Raw genomic sequence first — 22,156 nt, 5'->3', positions numbered from 1 at the left:
CGTGGGTTAGACCCGCTATCTAACCTTACATAAGCTGATGTGCCCCTCCAAAAAAATGACTCGCCGTAAAACCTTGGTCTAAATTTTATGAGTGGTGTTAAGATTTGCTTGTGAATAGGAGCTATTTAAATAAGCCTTGAACTGTGCTTATTCAGACATAGACCCGAAGAACTTAATTTCTACATTTGTATAAAAATTTATAGAATGCGTTTGTTAGCTAATTACACTTTTCCCACAGCAAAATTATTGATGTCTCATCCTATTAATACCAAGATGCGACACTTTGTAACCATTACAGGCATTTCATTGATCTGCAGATAGAAACCCTTAAAATAAAAACTCACACAAAAATAACAATAAACACACTTTCACTACATACGTTGTGCGAGTTTTAAAAGTGAGTACCTTATGAAAAAAACACTTCCTCTGCTACTTTGTCTTGCTTTAACTGCTTGTGGCGGAAGCGATAGTACTGAAACACCTCCGCCTCCAGTACAAGCGCCGAAGCTTCAAGCCGATGTCTGCTATATCATGTCTACAACGATGGGAGAGATGACATTTGCCATCGATTTAACCAATATGCCTATTACAGGGAATAATTTTAAAGATTACGTCGATAGTGATTACTACCCAGGAACACTATTTCACCGCAGCATAAACAACTTTGTGATCCAAGGTGGTGGCTTTAACACTGGCTTAGTCGCCAAACCGGGAAAAGAAGCAATTGTTAATGAAGCTCATGTTGGCATTAGCAATGTACGCGGCACGATTGCAATGGCGCGCACAAACGCACCGGACTCTGCCACGACTCAGTTCTTCGTTAACGTACTCGATAATCCACAACTTGATGCCTCTGCCTCAAATTATGGATATGCGGTATTTGGGAAAGTCATTAAAGGAATGGATGTGGTCGATCAAATAAGCATTGTAAAAACTGGAGCCAATGACGTACCTTTATCAGAAATCTTGATTAACTCAGTTATTGAAACGAGTTGTTCAAGTAATTAAGCAGTAATAATGAGGCGTTTAATTATGCTGCAAGCGCCTCATTAATATTATCGTCAGTTATGTTGGCTCATAATCATTAAGGGAACGGGCAAACAATTTTTGTTATTGGATGGCCAATAATCTATCTAATGGATTAACAGTCAACTGGATTCGACTTTTCATAAGCAAGGCACCGTGAAAGTCTCCTCGGCATAAAAATTCCCCAAAACTATCCAAGCTAGTTATCAAGCCAAACTACTTACCAAGCCAAGCTAGTTATCTTGGCTAATTATTAAAGACTGTAGAGAAAATCCTGCCAAAAAACAGCTTAAGTTCAAGAGTAAATAATGCTATGAATCGTTCTAAGCTGCGTTAACTTGTCTTTGAGTTGACATAGGTGAAAGCCTGTCATGCATCACTTTTATCGTATCAAATTGATCAAGCTTTTTAGAGTCGGTTAATCGACATTCTGTCGACATAATCATCACCAATGAGGCTTGCAAACCAGACTCGATAACCATAGCAATGACAGTATGCTGACTCGTGGTTAACTGAAAGAGTTTACCCACTTCACTATAAGCACATTGATGTGAGACATTAAAAAACCAAGATTTTGGCATCTGAGGTTTCAGTAAGAAATGAGCAGCGGTAGCATTCAATGCAATTTGCACTAATAGTGCATCATTTAACGACATGGACTTTGATAAACGGTCGACCAAGTCAATATAGAACTTAGCGTGCTCTACGCTAAACTCCATTGTTTCTTTGGCATCAGGTATTAAGGATTTTAATTTATAAGGCGATAAAAATTCCATATCATCCCCTAACGAAACGCTTAATACTCCGTACGCTTCATTATATCCCCACTGCCAATCCCTTTTTGGCATTAATAACATAACGTTTACCTTTATTTAGATACAATTGAATAATAGATGATTATTTCACCAATATCAAAATAAATTTAATTCGAGATAATAATTAATAGTGGAATAAAAAAACGATCACTGAGATCCTTTACGGATCTTAATGATCGTTTTATGATCTAATAAATAATATTAGATCGAAGTCAGATTACTTAATTCGATATGCTTCTACAATATCTTTAATTAGTTTTGGTCCTTGATAAATAAATCCTGAATAAATCTGGACCATTTCAGCACCAGCATCTAATTTATCTAATGCATCTTCAGCCGCATTAATACCACCGACGCCAATAATCGGTAGTTTACCTTTCAAACAGTCCGCCAATTGCTTAACAACCATTGTTGACAATGAATTCAATGGCTTACCACTTAACCCACCCGCTTCATTAGCATTCAGCAAACCGCTAACACCGTCACGAGTTAGCGTCGTATTGGTCGCAATAGCAGCGTCAAATTCACTCTTTATAAGTGCTTCAGCGATTTTTTCAATCTCTTCAATTGACAAGTCTGGAGCAATTTTTAAAGCAATGGGTACGTACTTACCATGTTTTTCAGCGAGTTCTTTTTGTTTTGCCTTTAGAGAGCCAAGCAGATCATCTAATAGATCGCCATATTGAAGCGATCGCAAACCAGGCGTATTTGGCGAAGAGATATTTACTGCAATATAAGCTGAATAAGCATACACCTTATCCATACAGATTAAGTAATCCTCTTTACCCAGCTCTACAGGTGTATCTTTGTTCTTGCCAATATTGACGCCGACCATCGCATTAGACTTAACTGCTTTGAGGTTTTCAACTAGGTTATCTACCCCTTTGTTATTAAAACCCATGCGATTAATAATCGCTTTAGCAGGCTTTAGTCTAAAGCAGCGTGGCTTATCATTACCTGGCTGTGGACGCGGTGTTACTGTGCCGACTTCAATATGGCCAAAACCCATAGCATGAAATGCATCAATACATTCACCGTCTTTATCCATGCCAGCGGCAAGACCTACTGGATTTGGAAATGTCAGTCCCATCATAGTGACAGGCGCTGGCTTGATATTTTGCGCATAAAAGCAATTTAAAGGCGTATTACCAGTAGATTTTAAACTGCCAATAGCGAAATTATGCGCCAGTTCTGGATCCATCTGAAACATGAACTTTTGTGCGATTTTATAAAACATGTTTTCTCCTAGACCGAAAAAAGCCCCGGCATTTGCCAGGGCTTCTGATTTAAATCAGATTACTTTTGACCTTCACAGTGAAGGATCAAAAGATTAAGTTCACGTAGGGCTACAGAGAACTTTGCAAACTCATGGCTTTGCGAAGTCTTGAAGTCAGCAAGCATATGGAACCAACGCTCCAATAGGCTTTGATTTGACTCAATCCATTCTGAAATGATCTTATTCGCATCACATGTTTCAGTACAAGTTCTTAAAACGACTGAACTTAATGAACGCTGCTGCCAATCAAGCTCTTCTCTAAAGGCCGCTCTTGCTAATGCTTGCCAATGGTTAGTCACAGGCTGCGCACTAATTTGCTCAAGGAACCAGTGTAAATCAACACTAGCACCAAGCTTAAAGTACGTTTCAGCAACTAATGGTACGGGCTTGTTTTCTAGAGTACAGATTTGTGCAATATCCAATGCAGAGAACAAGGTGCTGACATTAGCCACTACCATAGCGACATCTTCAGGTACACCTTCTTTGATCAATGCGTTCGATTCAGCTCGAATACCCTCAACCTCTTCATTAACCATATATTGGTGAACACTTGCTTTTAATTCATCAAATACAGGTTTAAAGAACTCAATTGTTTGTTCAATATTCAAGCTACGATTACGATGACGCAAGAACCAACGACTCGCACGACGGATATTACGGCGCAACTGATGCAGCATTTCACACTGTACAACGGCTGGAATAACACCATTTAAATCAGTAATAGATTTAGTTAAATCAGCTAAACCAAATACTTCGCGAGCCATAGTATAACAAATGGCAGCTTCTGCTACTGAGGCACCTGTCTCATCTTGCATACGTTGAACGAAATTAAGTCCCATATCATTAACCAATTCATTGGCTAAAGACGTGGCGATAATTTCACCGCGTAACGGATGCGCAGCCATGTTGTCGATATACTTCTCTTGCAGTTGCTTAGGGAAGTACTCAACTAAAAGCTGACTTAAGAAGCTATCTTCAGTAATTTCTGATGTTAGCAACTGCTCTTTTAGGACCATCTTAGCGTAAGCAACAAGTACAGATAACTCTGGACGAGTAAGAGACTTACCATTTACTAGGCGATCGGCAAGCTCATCTTCATTTGGCAAGAACTCAAGAGCCCTATCCAACTTACCTTCTTTCTCAAGATAGTGAATGAAGCGAACTTGCTCTTTTAGTTGCTCCGCACCTCGTACTTGTGTGACCGAAATCGTACGAGTCTGATCTTTACAGTCTTGCAGTACGATGCGGCTAACTTCATCAGTCATCTCTTCTAGCAAGCGATTACGCTGTTTAAGCGTCATCTCACCGTCAGCAACTAAAGCGTTAAGCAAAATCTTAATGTTAACTTCATTATCAGAGCAATCGACACCACCAACGTTATCAACAAAATCAGTGTTCATACGGCCACCATTAGCGCAGTATTCAATACGGCCTAATTGGGTACACCCTAAGTTTCCACCTTCACCAATAATTTTAGCTTTAACTTCATTGCCGTTAACACGAATTGCGTCGTTAGCTCGATCGCCAACTTCAACATGCGATTCACTTGTCGCCTTAACGTATGTGCCAATACCGCCATTCCAAATAAGATCAACTTGCATCTTAAGTAGCTCTTTGAGTAACTCAAGTGGCGCCATTGACGCTTTTTGACTACCCAGCATTTTCTTCATTTCTGCAGACAACGGAATTGACTTAGCAGAACGCAAGAATATGCCGCCACCTTTAGAGATAAGCGCTTGGTTGTAATCTTCCCAACTTGAACGAGGTAGCGCAAATAAACGCTCACGTTCAACATAGCTAGTCGCAGCATCAGGATTCGGATCGATAAAGATATGCATGTGGTTAAAGGCAGCAACTAAACGAGTGTGCTTAGATAACAACATGCCATTACCAAATACATCACCCGCCATATCGCCTACTGCTAAACAGGTGAAATCAGTCGTCTGACAATTAACCCCCATCTCGCGGAAATGGCGTTTAACCGATTCCCACGCACCACGTGCGGTAATACCCATTTTCTTATGGTCGTAGCCGTTACTGCCACCGGAGGCAAATGCATCACCTAACCAGAAGTTATATTCGATAGCGATTTCATTGGCGATATCAGAGAAGGTTGCCGTGCCCTTATCGGCCGCAACAACTAAATACGGATCGTCTTCATCGTGTCTAACCACATTTTCGGGGGCAACCACTTCACCATTGATGATGTTATCGCTGATATCAAGTAAGCCACGAATAAATAGACGATAGCACTCTTGTCCTTCTGCGAAGAAAGCTTCACGACCGCCATCCGTTGGCAATTGTTTACAAACAAAACCACCTTTTGCACCAACAGGAACAATAACCGTATTTTTTACCTGCTGCGCTTTAACCAGACCCAGTACTTCGGTACGGAAATCTTCACGTCTATCAGACCAACGTAGACCACCACGAGCCACTTTACCGCCACGAAGGTGCACACCTTCAACGCGTGGTGAATAGACAAAGATTTCATACTTAGGCAGAGGCTTAGGCATCTCAGGGATCAATGCTGGCTCAAACTTGAATGAAATGTATGCTTTAGGTAAACCCGTTTCAGCTAACTGATAGAAGTTAGTACGACTGGTCGCATTAATTAAATCGAGATAACGGCGAATGATACGGTCATCATCTAGGCTAGATACATCGTCAAGACGAATGTCTATCTGCTCTATAAACTTGTTTAGTGTCCGTGTTTTCAGCTTAGGATTAAACTTTCGTATGTACATTTTAACTAGCAGATCAGCAATTTGCGGATAGCTTGAGAATGTTTCTTCAATGTAAGCTTGGCTAAATGTAGAGTCGATTTGACGCATATATTTAGCATATGCACGCAGCACAGAAACTTCACGGCCAGTTAAACCGGTAGACAGTACTAAGCGGTTAAAGCCATCGTCTTCAAGCTCTTTCTTCCATACTTGAGACAAGGCAGTTTGGAAGCGTTCTTGACTGTCTGCTAAATCATCTGAGGCAACATTTTGGGTTGTCATCAAGAAATCTAAGATCCAGTAAGTCGCTCCATCAGCTGTTTTAACTTCGTACGGTCTCTCATTGATAACCCGTAAGCCGAAGTTTTCTAACATAGGCAACACATCAGAAAGATGGATAGGCTCATCTTTATGGAAAAGTTTTAAGCGAACTTTGCTGTTATTGAGAGCAGTCTCTTGCGGCTGATAAAACAGCATTCCCAACTTATGGTCATCATCAAGTTCTTCTAAGTGCTGAATATCAACCACTGATGAACTTGGTAACACATCTTCTTTATAACTACGTGGGAACGCGTCTACATAACGCTTAATTAGGCTATTACCTAACTCTTCACCTTGAGCACTGTATACAGCGCTTGCAAGTTTATCTTCCCAAGAGCGAGCTGCTTCAGTCAAATTATTCTCTATCGCTGCCACATCGACGTCCATATTATTGTTGTCAACTTTGATGATGTAATGGGTTCTTGCCAAAGTAGACTCTGAGAAATAAGTTGTAAATTCAACGTCCTCTGAACTATTAAAGTGTTGAGCAAGGATGCGTTGAGTATCTTCACGTAATTTAGTGTTATATCTATCTTTTGAGACATAAACGAGACAAGAGAAGAACCGGCCGAAGCCATCCTTACGGACAAACAATTTAAGTTTGTCGCGATCTTGCATCTCTAAAACACCATGAGCAATTGAGGCTAACTGTTCAACACTTGCTTGAATAAGCTCATCACGTGGCAAGGTCTCAAGGATATGCATCAGTGCTTTATAGTCATGCGAACGTGGGGTAAGACCGGAGTTGTCGAGTACACGTTGAACTTTTTGAGCTAAAAGCGGAATTTCACGAGGACTGCGGTTATAAAGGTTAGATGCGTAAAGACCTATAAATCTGTCTTCACCAATCACATTACCTTGCTCATCAAAACGCTTTACACCGATATAATCAACATAAGCAGGACGGTGAACTCGGCTTTTCTCGCTACTCTTGGTTAATACTAATAAACTCTTATCAAGTGCTTCTTTACGGGCACTTTCAGAGAAATTAGACAGCAGTAAGCCTGTTTCTGTTTTAGCTTTGGCTGATTTAGTCATTAAACCTAAACTGGTCGACTTATCAGCGACTAACTCTAAATCACCCTCAACTTTATGCAAATCATAGCGACGATAACCAAGTAAGGTGAGGTGGTGATCATTTAGGTAAGATAAAAAGTTCTTCGCTTCGTTAAGCTCTTCTTTAGTGCCAGGGTACGGACGCTCGTCGAGCTCAGCAATTGTATCGCAAAGCTTAGTAGACATAGCTTGCCAGTCATTGACCGCGGCGCCTACGTCACCAATTACCGATTCAATCTCTTTAGTGAGTGCTTTAATGTCAGCGTCGCTACTTTGTCTATCGATTTCAATTAGAAATACAGCGACTTTATCAACATTACTTTGATCGTCTGAGCTATAGCTTACATGCGTCACTGAGCCGTCTTTTCGCTCAATTGCCATCGGTGTATGCAACATCATATGTGCCGTAATACCGAGACGATTAATTGCCATGCCAACAGAATCAACAAGAAATGGCATGTCGGGTTGAATGATCTCAATAATTGAATGGCTTGACTGCCAACCATGCTTAGACTGGCTAGGGTTAAATACTCTAATATGACCTTCCCCGACGGCGGTCTTATTTAGTGCATTCCATTGACTCAAAACAGCACCATATAGGTCACTGTCATTACGCGCGTTGAGGTCATCTTTTGACATGTGCGCATAGAGGCAAGTAGCGAACTGTTCTACTTGTTTTGCTTGTGAATTGGGTACTTTAGCGTGAATTAGGTTGACTACATTTTCGAGCAGTACTGAAGGCATTGCATCTTTCAAGGCCATGTTGCTATTTCCTTAGGGGGCTATGGCAGCGCTTTTTAATTTTTATGGATGCTTATCAAACGGACCTGAGCTATTTCTGTGACCTAGGTCATAGCGCGAAGTTTATTACTAAATCCCCTATATTTCGAGAACTATTTTAGTGGTACATCCTCATCAATATTAACCTTGTACCGATTTTATTCACACTGATGACATAACAATCGTATATAACGTTTTTTTATGCATAAAAAAAGAGGAGCTAATGCTCCTCTTTAGTCGATTCTACTTGGGCTGCCGCCAAAACATCGCGGCGATGGCCGGTAGGATAATTATTGCCCCCAACATATTTACCAAAAACATAAATGTTAGCAATATTCCCATGTCCATTTGGAACTTAAGCGCCGAGAAGAACCAAGTACTCACACCTATTGCCAAAGTCAGGCCGGTGAAAATAACCGCACTCCCGCGTTCAACTAATGCTTCATAATATGCTTGCTGAACTGGCATGCCGTCTCTTAAACGAACCGCCATCGTCGATAAAATATAGATCCCGTAATCGACCCCGATACCAACACCGAGTGCAATAACAGGCAAAGTACTTACCGCAAGGCCAATATCAAGCTGAGTCATCAATGCCTGAGCTAATGTAGACACTACATATAGCGGTAAAATCACTGCAATCGTGGCACGTAATGAACGGAAGCTAATTAGGCAAAGAATAAAGACCGCGCCATAGACATATAACATCATAGGCAATTGCGCTTCAGCTACCGCTTCATTAGTTGCAGCCATCACACCAACAGGACCAGATGCTAACTTAAATTGGATCTTATCGTTATCCATCTGCTTTTTAAGCTGATTAACTTTATCAATAACAACTTCTATGGTTTCAGCTTTATGATCTTTAAGAAACAGATACACAGGCATTACCGAGCAGTCGCTATTAAGTAAACCTGAAGTTGTAGGAACCCGTCCAACGGCTTGTACCAAACTCGCAGTTGTACGCGGCAATACACTCCATTTAGGGTTACCTTCGTTAAAACCAGCATTAACACGCTTAGCGACAGATGCCAGGCTCGCTGTCGCCTCAACGCCTGGGGTATTACTCACTTGCCATTCAAAGTCATCTATTTGCGTCAATACCGAGTGATAAGTACACGCCTCAGGGAATGCTTCCACAATAATGGTCATGACATCGGTAGTAATTGAAAACTTATCAGTAATAAAAAACGTATCTTGATTATATCGAGAGTCTAAATGCAAAGCTGGCGCGCCACCTTGCAGATCACCAATCTTCATCTTGTTGGCCTGCTGTAGGCCCACTCCGTAAAGGATCCCTGTAATGATAAGCACCCAAACCGCATATTTTGGCGTGGCAAAATTTGATAGTGTTATCCAGATTTTACTCGACTGTGCATTTTGCGCATCTTTGTTTGGCGTTACTGTAGTAAATGAAATAAGCAGCGGCAATAACATTAAGTTGGTTAAAATAATGACAGCGACACCAAGCGATGCAGAAATAGCCAACTCTCTGATAATTCCAATATCAATGGCCAGTAGTGTCATAAAACCAATGGTGTCTGATAGCAATGCGACACCACCTGGGATCAACAAGCTTCTAAAGGCTAATGCCGCCGCAGCTTTCGTCGTTTGCCCGTCTGTTACCCGCCTCCTCACCGCATTGATCATCTGCACACTGTGGCTGACACCAATCGCAAATACCAAGAATGGTATGAGTATCGACATTGGATCTAAACCAAAACCAACAACGGTTAATAAGCCTAATTGCCAAATAACCGCGATTAAACTACAAACAAGCGGTAAAATAGTCAGTGCAACCGATTTTGAAAAGAAGTACACCATGACTGCCGTCACTAGGATGGCTATTAAGAAAAACAGCAGCACACCTTTTGCGCCATCAGCCACGTCACCAGCCATCTTTGCAAAACCGATAATATGAATTTTTATGTCATCAGTTTCATACTGCTCACGTAACTCTTTTTCAAGTTGCGCGGCAAATGCTAAGGTATCAAGCGCCTCACCCGTCTGTGGGTCAAAATCCATTAATTGGGCGCTAACCATGGCCGCTGAATAATCTTCAGCAATTAAACGACCAACAATGCCTGCCTTTTCAATATTTCCACGAACAATTTTTAAGCCCTGCTCTGTGGTTGAGAAATCTGCAGGAATAACAGGCCCCCCAGCAAAACCATCTTCAACCACTTCAGTAAACCGAGTCGAGGGAGAAAACAGCGATTTAACCTGAGCTCTATCTACACCGGGAATAAAAAACAGTTGGTCATGTACGTTCTTTAACGCATCAAAAAAGTTAGCGTTAAAGATATCACCGCTAGTATCTTCGACTGCCACCATAATGCTATTAGCACCACCAAATTGCTTTTGGTGCTTAAGGTAGGTCTGCATATAACTATGATTAAGCGGGATATTCTTTACAAATGCCGCATCCATTTTTAGGTTACTTGCTTGTAAGCCTAAAAAGAGGGTTACGATAGCAAATAGAAATATGACAAAAGCTCTATGACGAAATAGATAAGATTCAAATCCATTAACTAATTTATCTAACATAGTAAGGTCCTATTTTTTTTGTTCTAATTTGATGAGACCTTTATTACCTGCGACCCATAAGTTTCCTTCTGAGTCTTCAGCAATAGCGACTAGATTTTCACCCTGTCGTTGCTCCACTAGCTGGCTTTCACCAGAGGCTGAAATATCGATAATGACTCCTGCATTACCAATAACCCGTAATGTGCCCTCGCCCAACTTAATACCTGCATTAATGGTGGAATCAACTGGAAGCGCTACTTTTCTCCAATCAATAAGAGTTAAGTCAGAGGTAAAAACATTGCCTCTAAGGCCCATTACATATGCAGTGTCATCGACAATAGCGGCGTTAAACAATGAACCTTCGTAGATAAAATCCTGTTTAATCCAGCTGCGACCTTGATCAACTGAGGTGGCAACTAAGCCAAGCTCGCCAACCATAATCAGCATATCGTCCGTTACCGGGATAATACGGTTAAAGTGCGGCAATAATGTACTTCGCTCAGATAAGTACAATGCTTCATCTTCGGCTTTAAGCTCTTCTAAATAGGCGACATCCTCCTCGAATAGTAATTCTTGATGATATTCGCTGTTCCAGCTGTTTCCACCATCTTCAGTACGGTAAAACAAACCGTACGCACCGACTGCGACACCTTGTTGCTCATTAAAGAATAAAATATCTAACAATGGCTTTTCTATCTCTGCTGATTGCATTTGCAACTGCCAAGATTGGCCTGCATCTTCGGTATGCAAAATTGTGGCGTCATGCCCTACCGCCCAACCTTTTTTGGGCGTGATGAAAAACGCTTTGGTTAATAAAGCTTGTGTGGGAGTCTCAACCTGTTTCCAGGCATCTTGATAAACAAAGGCATGGCCTCGCTCACCAACTGCAACTAAGGTATGTTGATTTTTTGTAATATCTAAAACGAGTGAGTCTGCGGCAAGAGGCTGTATTTGTTGTTCGAATGTTGCCTCTTGTGCTAGTAACGAAAAAGACTGAAAAAGGCTTAATACACTCAATATTGAGATTAATCGAAGCATGCTAAACGACATACAAACTTCCTTTAAATAGAGAGGGGCTTGCGCCCCTCTTTTATGGTGGATTAACGAATACCTGCACGGCGCAATGCAGCTGGAGTAAAGTTTGCTTCACTCAATTTTGCATCGAAGTCGTACATACGGCCTTCATTATCTAGACCCATAGCAATATAACGACGTGACTGAAGATCATGGAACACTTCCAATGTACTCCACTGAGTCGGCACTTCGTAATAGTTCAAGCCATGGGCTATTGCCACGCGATATAGCTCATCACGGTTATCGTAAAGATCGGCAACGGATACCTGCCATGAGTCTTCATCGATATAGAAAGTACGTGCCTTATAGATATGACGCATTCCTTCCTTAAGCGTTGCTTTTACGACCCACACACGGTGCTTTTCGTATCGCACGTGGTCAGGATTAATATGTCCAGGCGTAATGATTTGGTCATATTTAAGCTTATCCGAGTGCAACTTGTAGTCATTGTATGGAATAAACAGCTCTTGCTTACCTACTAACTCCCAGTTGTAGCGCACGGGCGAGCCGTTAAACATGTCAAAATCATCTGTTGTTCTCAGGCCGTCTGACACGGTACCAGGCGTATCAAAAGCAACATTTGGCGCCTTACGCACTCGACGTTGGCCGGTATTGTAGGTCCAGGCTTGGCGAGGCAATTTTTCCTGATCCATGGTTTCTTTAACTAACAATGCGGTACCCGCTAAACGTGCAGGCTGAGTAACAACTTGTTTAAAGAAAAACAGCGTATTATCTTTGGACAGCTTATCCAGTGTCATTTCTGGACGAGAGTATTGGAAACGAATTTCTTCTGCCGTTTCAACTAAGGTATAGCTACCCCCAGCAGTCGGTGCAGCCTGACTACGAGATGTTTTAATATCTACACCGCGAAAGCGAAGTACATGGTTCCAGATAACTTCTAAACCATTTTCAGGCATTGGGAACGGAATACCAATTGAGGCTCCCGTAATACCGTTGCCACCATCAATTAACTCTGCACGGGTTGCATTTTCTTTAGTCGCATCATAGACGAACTGCGGTACAGAAGCTGAGCGGCGAGTCTGATAGACATTCATCTTGAATGTCTCAGGATACAACTCAAACAACTTAATTTGACCATCAGAGAGAAACTCTTTGTACTGATCTTTATTTGCATTAGTAATAGTAAATTCTATTTTATCGCTTGGGAATGGATCTGGGTGATGCATTCCTTGGCTATATCCTGCTACAGGTTTAGTGATGCCACCGTCCCATGCAGGAATAGAACCATCTGCATTTGCCGCTTTTTCTCCGCCAAGTGGCGTCAACTCAGTGCCTAATTTAGCTGCATCTGCTTCAGAGACTTTAGCCAAAGCACTTGGAGCACTTAAAGCAAACATCACTGCTACAGGCAATATCGCAAGTTTATTCATTGTTATTGTCCTTGTGATTTAGATTGAATACTTAAGGTTGAACGAAACGTAATCTCGGTCAGCTAATGAATTTGTCGTGCCGACGCCACCAAAGAAGGTGTTATAAGAGATATCTGCGCCCCAACGACTTTGATAATCAAAGTTCACGCCTAATGCCACTGATTTTTTGCCTTCGGTAAACAGGAACATCGGATCTGGCGTAATACCATCAACGTCATGAGAGAAAATGATCCGAGGCGCAATATTTACCCCACCCAACACGTTGTTATAGTCCGCTTTCGCAACGAGGCGATAACCCCAAGCAAAGTCAGTAGGGAAAGGGTTCGTTTCAGGTCCGTTATGAAGTGCCTCAATGATCCCCGGCATATCTGGGTTACCACCTGAGCGCGCAGTACCAGGACCATTTAATCTAAGTTCATCATGGCTTGGCATATCATGGATCCACACGCCACCAACTTCAGCTAACATAGTAAGATTATCGGTGCCCAATGTCGGGCCAAATAGATGGGTAAATGTCGTCTGTGCTTGAGTGGTATCTAGGCGGATAAAGCCTTCTGCATATTCGCCTGGGCCGTAATTTTCAACTTGAGAAATACCGTCCAAATCTGGGCGCAAACCTGCATTCGCTAACTGCTGTGGCATTGCCGCAAATAGTAACTCTACATCATCAATTTGTAATGGTTCATCTAGGCGGTGAGCAATTTCTCCCGCAACAGAAGTGTCACCAAGCAGTGTATTAAAGCTCACACCCATTAATTGGATATCTTCAGGGTAAACAATCTGCGCCTTAGAGAATGTTTCTAACGCTAACAAGTCTTCGCGCGTCATGGCTTCGCCAGACTGTGCTTTGCCGCCTAGACGTTGTAAGTCGCGGCCAATAGCCTCTTCAGAGAAGTTAGCAGTAGTACCACTAATGAGTGGACGACGACTGTGGTAATTCATGTAATACAAACCGAATTCAGTCTCGCCCAATTCTGGTGCGTAGTAACCGAGCTTTATACCCCATTGACCATCATCACTTGCCGATGCAGGATCTTCAACTAACGTTGCTTTTGTTGGATAAGCCAGTGCAAGTTTAGCCAAATCAGCGGGATCAACAGCACCTGAGCCGACCATACCAACGAGGGTATTGTATTCAGACAACAAGAAGTCGAGATCCATATCTGGGTTTGCGTTAAAACCTAGCTGTGCATTTTGGTAATAGCCGCCATAGCCGGCGAAATCATTAGTTGATAAGAATGAGCCTGGTGTTGGTACCCAAACAGGCTCCCAATCATATTGGTAGAAACCTTCAACAGATAAATTGTCGGTCACCCCAAGAGAAACCCAAACCATACCTTGTGGTCTAAATGCTTCTTTAAGTTCTGCACCTGGTGCATTAAGAATATTTAAATCAACTGGATTGATGACACCAATTCCGTGTGCAATCAGTGTGCTTTCTCCCCAAGAGACAACCTGATTACCCACACGAATTGAAAGAGGATTTGCACCATCATTAAAGTCAAAGTCAGCATAAACAAACGCATCTAGTAGACGTATATCTTTACATTGTACTTCTGAAGCTTTTTTATCTTCACAAGGATCGTACTCTTTGCCTGTTAATGGATTGCTATAGCCATAATCTCCATCATTTGCCTTACGATCGTAAAAATACATACCACGAGCAAATACACCGAAATTCTTATACTTTAAAGAAAGCTCATGTAGTCCTTTAACAATCTCTGCAGTCGTATCACCTTGCGTATATAGCAGATCGGCTAAATCGCCATTACTAGAATAAGAACCTGGTTGCGCCCAAATCTCAGCGGCACTGTATTTAGTGTTACCGAATGCTGAATATCCAGACCAATCAAATTGTGGGTGATTCACCTTACCTATTTGATTATCCCAATCTCGACCTTCAACACGCCAACTAGCACCAGCAGTCCATGTCGAATCGAATGTTCCTTCTACTTCTCCCCAATTAAATGAGACCGCATTGGCCTGATTTGTTATGCCAAAACCGAGCGCCGCGACTATCCCCAAAGCAAGCGTCGACTTATTTAAGCCGTTTTTAACCTTTTTCATTTTAGCTTCTCTCCGTAACCTGCTGGATTCTTTTGTTATAGGAATTGTTAACCAACATGCTGTTAGCTTACAGGTAACACTATTGTTACAGCATTTTTACGAGGCGAGCAAGGTTGAAACATGGAAAATCTTTAAAAGATTTCGTCACTTAAGGGAGGTAAGCAAGCAAGAATTTGTTGCTGTATTTAAATCAGTAATTGATGAAGTGGTATGCGTCTACTTTTAAGCTTATATACAATGTAATTACAATAACTTATAAGTTAGATAGCCAATAAAGAATTCATGTTTAAAGCAATCGACCGTTTGAAGTAATTACTCTAACATTTAATAAGGCTAATTAGGTTTCCTTGGCTATCTACAGTCATAGTAAAATATGCCTTTATACCCTCACGAGTCAAAAAGGGCCGAAAATGCCTAGCGTTAATCCATAATGTTTGGCCATTAAGGTCGATGACTTCAACTTTATTTATCTCGCCTCGATAATAAGGTAAGAATGTTTGATAACTGATATTGAGTGGGAAATTAAATACTTTATTGGGTGCCACGGTGACATTCTCATTAACATAGGGGCTTAGACCTGCAGTAATCGTCTTAACAGGCTAAGACCCCATAACTTTATCGAAGATTAAACCAGTGCTTTAGTGACTTTCTCATATAGATCTTTCGAAAGTGCTTTAATTTCTAAGATTCGCTGCAGTTCGTTCTTCATCAATGCTTGTCTTTGATTATCAAACTTTTTGAATTGGATCAGCGGCGTAATAATCCTAGCTGCGACTTGCGGGTTAAGTTTATTTAACTTAATAATGGCATCGGCCAAAAATTGATAGCCCTGCCCGTCTTTTCTATGGAACTCAAGCGTATTGCCAGCTGCAAATGCGCCGATTAGAGAACGAACTCTATTCGGGTTATTAAAACTAAATGCTTGATGCTCAAATAAAGACTGCAACTTTTCGATGCAATCATGGCTATTTAAGGTCGCATGTAAAGCAAACCATTTATCCATGACCAAAGGAGTATCGATCCACTCTTGTTCAAATTTCCTCATCAATTCATTACGAATAGCTGACGACTCACAATTTAATGCCGATAGAGCGCCTAAACTGTCAGTCATATTATCAGCCGAATCGAACTGTGACTTAGCCACTTCGCCGTAACTTTTCTCTATTTTTAAAAGTAAGCTTAGGCAGATATTTTTTAATGAACGAGCTGCAGCCTCATCGATACTGCTTAACTCACGCACTTTAGCCAATAACTCATCTTCACCGTCTGACGCAATCTCAAGCACAACAAACTCTCTTGCTAATGCGAGGTTATCTAGGTCAACGGCACTTTTCTGTTCAATCAGTGAACCAGCGCTTGGCAGGGTTAGGATCTCAGCCATGAGTGCTTTATCAAGATCTTGTGCCAGGATGACCCCTTTAAAAGCATCAAGGATCCTTGGGTCGATAAACATTGCTTGCTTATGTTGTAATCGTTCAACATTTTGCCACACAGATTGACTAAATAGTGAAACTGATGCTTCCCATTTGGCGACTTCGCTAGTAGCAAAACGCATAATATGAACAAGTTGTTCAATGGAGTAATCAAAACTCAGTTTAACTGGCGCAGAAAAATTTTGCAGTAACGACGGTATAGGCTTTGAAGTCATGCCACTAAAAGTAAAGGTTTGTTGTTTATCAGTAAAATTCAGAACTTCGCTAATAACTGAATCACCATGAGCACTGATCATCTCCACATCAAATGGGATATGTAAGGGCTGCTTATCAGTTTGGCCAGGTGTATCAGGGGTCGACTGAGACAATGTTAGCTTGTAGCTGTTATTTGCAGCATCATAGTGCTCTTCGACTTCAACTTGCGGTGTGCCTGCTTGGCTATACCAACGTTTAAACTGACTTAAATCAACTTGACTTGCATCTTGCATTGCTGACACAAAATCATCACAAGTCACAGCCTGTCCATCATGACGCTCAAAATATAAGGCCATGCCTTTTTGGAATGCCTGTTCGCCTAATAAGGTATGCATCATTCTAATAACTTCAGCACCTTTATTGTAAACAGTAACCGTATAAAAGTTATTCATCTCAATCACTGACTCGGGTCTGATAGCGTGTGCCATTGGCCCAGAGTCTTCTGCAAACTGTTGGTTCTTCATTACTTTAATGGCATGAATACGGTTTACCGCGCGAGAACCAAGATCAGAACTAAACTCTTGGTCTCTAAATACGGTTAAGCCCTCTTTCAAGCTTAACTGAAACCAGTCTCTGCAAGTTACCCGGTTACCAGTCCAGTTATGAAAGTACTCATGCCCTACAACAGACTCTATTCCATGGTAATCATCATCAGTCGCAGAAGCTTTATCCGCCAATACAAACTTAGTATTAAATACATTGAGTCCTTTATTTTCCATGGCACCCATATTGAAAAAATCGACCGCCACAATCATGTAAATATCTAAGTCATATTCTAAATTAAAGCGACTTTCGTCCCAAGCCATCGACTTTTTAAGTGATGCCATTGCATGGTGAGCTTTATTTAAATTACCTTTATCAACAAATACCTGCAACTTAACCTCACGATTACTACAGGTAGTAAAGCTGTCTTCCAACAGGTCAAAGTCACCTGCTACTAGCGCAAACAGATAAGCAGGCTTTGGGAAGGGATCATGCCACAGTGCGAAATGCCGACCATCTTCTGTGTCACCTGAATCGACCAAGTTTCCGTTACTCAATAAATAAGGGAAGGCCTGTTTATCTGCTTCAATACGCACAGTATAGATAGCCAATACATCTGGGCGGTCTAAAAAGTACGTTATACGCCTAAACCCTTCAGCCTCACACTGAGTACAGTATGCACCATCCGACATATATAAGCCTTCCAGACTGGTATTTGCCTCAGGATCTAACTTAGTCGTTATTTTTAATTCAAATTCATTAAGCTTGGTATCAACAATCAGCTCACCCGACTGCTGTTGAAAAGCAGTATCTTTCCCATCGACGGTAACACTTAGCAGCTCAATCTCATCACCGACGAGGACTAATGCCTCATTATGTTGTCCGTGACGAACAACCTGACTGGTCGCAATGATCTGTGTTTCTTTTCCTGCAAGTGAAAATGCTAAATCGATATGGCTGATCTTAAATTGTGGTTGTTGATAATCTTTGAGGAATTTTGCTTGGGGCTGTGACATGAATAAACCTCTAATTTATTAATTTTGAATTAAAAAAAACGCGCATAAAGCGCGTTTTTTTATTGAGTCGATTTTACTTTTTTTGATTCTTTGCCAATTTTTCAATATCCGCTAAATCTAGCGTGATAAAGGCTGTTTCATCTAAGAAAGCATCGGCTACTTCGACATCATCAGAAATATCATCCAATGACTTAACTTTTTCTTGGCCTTCTCTTACGAGTCGGTCGTTAGCACGATCAAGTTGTTTCTTGTCGTTTGCTTCTCGTTCAGCTAGACGTTCCGTCTTAACTAAAGAAACCGTTTTATCATCATGGTTTTCTTTAAACTCAGCAATATCTTGGAAAATATAACTAAATTCAACATCAGATTGAATACGATCTTTATGCTTACCGTCCAAGTTCTGAATAAGCTGCGGATAAATTTCACCAAGTGTACCGTATTGTGCTACTGGTACTTTGTCCCATGGTAATGCATTTTCTTCTTCAGCTTCACCATACTCGCCTGGCTCTAAAGCGCTCGGGAATGGAATATCTGGTGTAACACCCTTAAGCTGAGTACTTCCACCGTTGATGCGGTAAAACTTAGCAATCGTGTACTGCACATGCCCGATAGGCTTTTCGTACATATCATAGATACGACCAAGGCTCTTATGTTGCTGCACCGTACCTTTACCAAAGGTAGACTCGCCAACAATAAGTGCACGGTCATAATCTTGAAGTGCTGCAGCAAAAATTTCAGAAGCCGATGCACTGTATCTGTCAACCATCACGGTTAACGGACCATCATAAGTGACTCGTCCATCATTATCGCGATTTTGTGATACTCGACCGTTCGCATCTCGAATTTGAACCACTGGACCCTGTTCAATAAACAAACCTGTTAACAACGTTGCTTCAGTTAATGCACCGCCGCCATTGCCACGAAGGTCAATAATAATACCTTCGACTTTAGCTTCTTTTAATTCGGCAAGTTCTTTAGAAACGTCTTTTGACAAATCCATATAAAAACCGGGTATTTGAATCACACCCACTTTACGATTTGCGTAAGGGCCGTCTGTTGGCTCAATCACTTTAGACGTTGCAGCTCTATCTTCTAAACGAATTTTATCGCGAACAATTGTCAATTCGAACGTTTTCGCGTTGGTGCCGCCTTTCTTTGGTAAAATCTCAAGAACAACCTTACTGCCCTTTGGACCTTTAATCAGTTCGACAACATCATCAAGACGCCAGCCGATGACATCAACGATCTCTTTGCCTTCTTGACCTACACCAATAATTCTATCTTCAGGTGATAATTTTTCGCTTGATGCTGCCGGGCCGCCTGCAACCAGACTCTTGATCACTGTATAGTCATCATCGACTTGAAGCACTGCACCAATGCCTTCTAAGCTCAAATTCATTTCCATTTGGAAACGCTCAGCATTTCGAGGGGAAAGATAGCTTGTATGAGGCTCCACTGTGCGGGCGAATGCATTCATTACGCCTTGGAAGACATCTTCGCTATGGGTTTGGCTTAAACGTTTAATCGCATTGTTATAACGTTTCTCAAGGACTTCGACGATTTCATCCCAATTCTTACCAGTAAGAGAGAGGTTTAATGCATCGTATTTTACACGTTGACGCCAAAGCTCGTTTAACTCAGCTTCGGTTGTTGGCCAGTTTGCATCTTCGCGGTCGTATTCATAAACGTCATTAGCAACGTCAAATGCCATCTCTTCATCAAGCAAAGACAATGCATAAGCAAATCGCTCATAGCGACGCTTTTGAACAAGCTCAAACATCTTATAAGCTTGATTCAAATCACCACTTTTCAACATATCATCAAATTCAGATGAATAGCCTTTGAAACTATCGATATCAGACTGCAACAATACATTCTTGCGATAATCTAATTGCTTTAGATATCGATTAAATACCTGTTCAGAGAAGGCGTCATCCATATCAAAACGATGATAGTGGGAGCGAGTGAATAAACCTGTCACTCGTTTACTGGCAACCTTATGTTGCGGTTCCTGCTTAAGAGCGGGCAACTCGCTGAATTGAATAGTAGGGCTTACGGCCCACGCCGAGAATCCGACAAAAATACCGGCAATGGATACAGCCAGAGAAAGTTTTCGCATCAACAAGTTACTCCTTTAGGTGCTAATAAGCCATTACAGCAGTATATGTTCAGCTCTAACTTTGATGGTTAAACCAGAGTCTAACTGAACTTGAACATCTTCTTTTTTGATGTCCAAAATCACACCAGCTACTGGTGCCTTACCTAATTTGACATTAACACGCTGCTTTGGTTTCAGTTCAGCTAAAACCGCAGGTACTAAATTTTCTGCCACAACAGGCTCTTTTGCAGGTTTGCTGCTTTGAGCTTGCTTAGGACGTTTAGCAACTGGCTTCTTAACAGGCTTCTTAGCCGTTTTTGCAGCTGGGTTAGCACTCTTGGCCTGTGCAACTCTTTTCGCCTTAGCTTTGTCTTGGCTCTCTTTTAGTGTAGCTTGAGCATGATCAATGTGCTCTTGCTCTAATTCACCACAAGCATTACCGTCTAAATCAATACGCTGTACGCCTGCTTTCACGCACTTTAAGTAGCGCCAGCTACTCGTGTATCTTCTTAACGCGATTCTGAGCTGAGTTTTACTGACTTTAGAATCATCAGCTAACCTTTCCGCTAAATCTTGAAACAACCCAATTTTTAATGGCTTAGTTTCACCTTCAGCTATAAAGCATAAAGGAAATGTTTCGTACAAATACGCAAGAATAGCGTTGGTATCGGTCAACTTTTCTGTTGATTCCATCTTTACTTCCACAGTTTAAAAAAGGGACACCACCGTAGAGCTTTATCACTCGTATCAGTTAAGTGTCGTTTATATTTGTCTGATCTGCGCATAAACAACAAATGAAAAATCGTTAACATTTGTTTTTATACCTAAAATCAAACCTACCTTAGCAACAATAATACACAAACTCTAAGCATTCATATCTTGAATGTAAACGTGTTTGTTTTTTTCATTACTCAAACCGCTTATTATAGAGAGGCTTCAAATGATTGCGACCTCCAATTAGCGATAATTGGTCGTAGATTAACCAAATAGGCAAAATTCGAGACTTTTTACCAAAGTTTCGACCCCTTGTTGATCAATTTTACTGAACCTTGATAACGATGGGCTATCAATATCCAGCACACCGATAACAGATCCGTTTTGTCGTAAAGGTACAACCAATTCTGAGTTACTGGCACTATCACATGCAATGTGACCTGCAAACTGGTGAACATCATCAATTCGTTGTGTTGAATTTAATGCCACCGCGGTACCACAGACACCTTTACCGACTGGAATGCGAGAACAAGCTACCTTACCTTGAAACGGCCCTAATACTAATTGATCATTTTTCAATAGATAGAAGCCAACCCAATTAAGATCATCAAGGTTGTCATTGATAAAAGCTGAAAAATTTGCCAATGCTGCAATAGTGTCATCTTCATCTGTAAATAATGCCCGCACCTGACGTTCTAGCGTGCCGTAAAAAGCGTCTTCCATTAATACTATCCAACCGTTATATCTAAAACAAAAAAGCATACTTACAAAATTCTAACAACAAACCTACCTGCATTAACAAGGAGTTTTATTTTTCTGCCTTGTCCTCAGCTTTTTTAGCTGTTTTCTTAACCGATGCTTTTTTCTCTAGTGATCCACCTTTAAGTAACACTTGCAGGTCATCTTTGTTCTCGGCCAAGAAAAAGCTTAACTTTTCAATATTAACCTCCTCCAAACCTAAGTCACTCTTACTTAAAAACGGGATTAGGTTATCAGCGATATCTAGCATCTTATCGTAGGCATCAGCCTCCTTCTTAGATGTAAAAGTCATCTTTTCAACCCCTTCTCTAACAACTACAAATTGAGTTACAACGGCCAT

Annotated in this window: 14 protein-coding genes; 1 reads left to right on the top strand and 13 read right to left on the bottom strand. The window is 41.2% G+C overall.

The features are described from left to right. The first annotated feature begins 408 nt into the window (after nucleotides 1-408). Nucleotides 409-1,008, top strand: coding sequence for a peptidylprolyl isomerase (locus tag ACVBIO_RS00165; RefSeq protein WP_447171733.1), 600 nt, complete (start codon nucleotides 409-411; stop codon nucleotides 1,006-1,008). A gap of 341 nt (nucleotides 1,009-1,349) precedes the next feature. On the opposite strand, the gene ACVBIO_RS00160 is transcribed toward ACVBIO_RS00165, so the two are convergent. The 13 genes from ACVBIO_RS00160 to ACVBIO_RS00100 all read right to left on the bottom strand — a co-directional run bounded on the left by ACVBIO_RS00160 (nucleotide 1,350) and on the right by ACVBIO_RS00100 (nucleotide 22,156). Continuing rightward, entirely contained in the window at nucleotides 1,350-1,883 is a 534-nt protein-coding gene (locus tag ACVBIO_RS00160; RefSeq protein ID WP_447161323.1) for a cell division protein ZapC, read from the bottom strand. Between the two features lie 175 nt (nucleotides 1,884-2,058). Then, entirely contained in the window at nucleotides 2,059-3,078 is a 1,020-nt protein-coding gene (gene pyrD / locus ACVBIO_RS00155; RefSeq protein ID WP_447171732.1) for a quinone-dependent dihydroorotate dehydrogenase, read from the bottom strand. Nucleotides 3,079-3,137: 59 nt separating this feature from the next. Beyond that, nucleotides 3,138-7,982, bottom strand: a complete 4,845-nt coding sequence (locus ACVBIO_RS00150; RefSeq protein ID WP_447171731.1) for an NAD-glutamate dehydrogenase — start codon at nucleotides 7,980-7,982, stop codon at nucleotides 3,138-3,140. Nucleotides 7,983-8,243: 261 nt separating this feature from the next. Then, entirely contained in the window at nucleotides 8,244-10,547 is a 2,304-nt protein-coding gene (locus ACVBIO_RS00145; protein WP_447161326.1) for an efflux RND transporter permease subunit, read from the bottom strand. 9 nt (nucleotides 10,548-10,556) lie between these two features. Beyond that, complete coding sequence (locus ACVBIO_RS00140) at nucleotides 10,557-11,576, bottom strand: YCF48-related protein (RefSeq protein WP_447161327.1); 1,020 nt, start codon at nucleotides 11,574-11,576, stop codon at nucleotides 10,557-10,559. Nucleotides 11,577-11,626: 50 nt separating this feature from the next. Continuing rightward, nucleotides 11,627-12,991 carry a DUF1329 domain-containing protein gene (locus ACVBIO_RS00135; RefSeq protein WP_447161328.1) on the bottom strand — a complete coding sequence of 455 codons (1,365 nt, stop codon included), beginning with the start codon at nucleotides 12,989-12,991 and terminating at the stop codon, nucleotides 11,627-11,629. An 18-nt stretch (nucleotides 12,992-13,009) separates the two neighbouring features. Continuing rightward, nucleotides 13,010-15,058: a DUF1302 domain-containing protein gene (locus tag ACVBIO_RS00130; protein ID WP_447162837.1), complete on the bottom strand. Its 2,049-nt coding sequence runs from the start codon at nucleotides 15,056-15,058 to the stop codon at nucleotides 13,010-13,012. 317 nt (nucleotides 15,059-15,375) lie between these two features. Next, nucleotides 15,376-15,603, bottom strand: a complete 228-nt coding sequence (locus tag ACVBIO_RS00125) for a DUF2835 domain-containing protein (protein ID WP_447169691.1) — start codon at nucleotides 15,601-15,603, stop codon at nucleotides 15,376-15,378. An 80-nt stretch (nucleotides 15,604-15,683) separates the two neighbouring features. Then, nucleotides 15,684-18,245: an aminopeptidase N gene (gene pepN / locus ACVBIO_RS00120; RefSeq protein ID WP_447161330.1), complete on the bottom strand. Its 2,562-nt coding sequence runs from the start codon at nucleotides 18,243-18,245 to the stop codon at nucleotides 15,684-15,686. Nucleotides 18,246-18,318: 73 nt separating this feature from the next. Next, on the bottom strand, nucleotides 18,319-20,364 hold the full coding sequence (gene prc / locus ACVBIO_RS00115; protein ID WP_447162838.1) for a carboxy terminal-processing peptidase: 2,046 nt from the start codon (nucleotides 20,362-20,364) through the stop codon (nucleotides 18,319-18,321). A 33-nt stretch (nucleotides 20,365-20,397) separates the two neighbouring features. Continuing rightward, a complete protein-coding gene (gene proQ / locus ACVBIO_RS00110; RefSeq protein WP_447161332.1) occupies nucleotides 20,398-21,036 on the bottom strand; it encodes an RNA chaperone ProQ in 639 nt (212 codons plus the stop codon). A 285-nt stretch (nucleotides 21,037-21,321) separates the two neighbouring features. Further along, nucleotides 21,322-21,780, bottom strand: coding sequence for a GAF domain-containing protein (locus ACVBIO_RS00105; protein ID WP_447161333.1), 459 nt, complete (start codon nucleotides 21,778-21,780; stop codon nucleotides 21,322-21,324). A gap of 85 nt (nucleotides 21,781-21,865) precedes the next feature. Next, nucleotides 21,866-22,156, bottom strand: coding sequence for a YebG family protein (locus ACVBIO_RS00100; RefSeq protein WP_447161334.1), 291 nt, complete (start codon nucleotides 22,154-22,156; stop codon nucleotides 21,866-21,868).

This window comes from Shewanella sp. 0m-8 (assembly GCF_052977265.1).
Note: the sequence above shows the minus strand (reverse complement) of the source record. Positions and strands in the feature narration are given on the sequence as shown.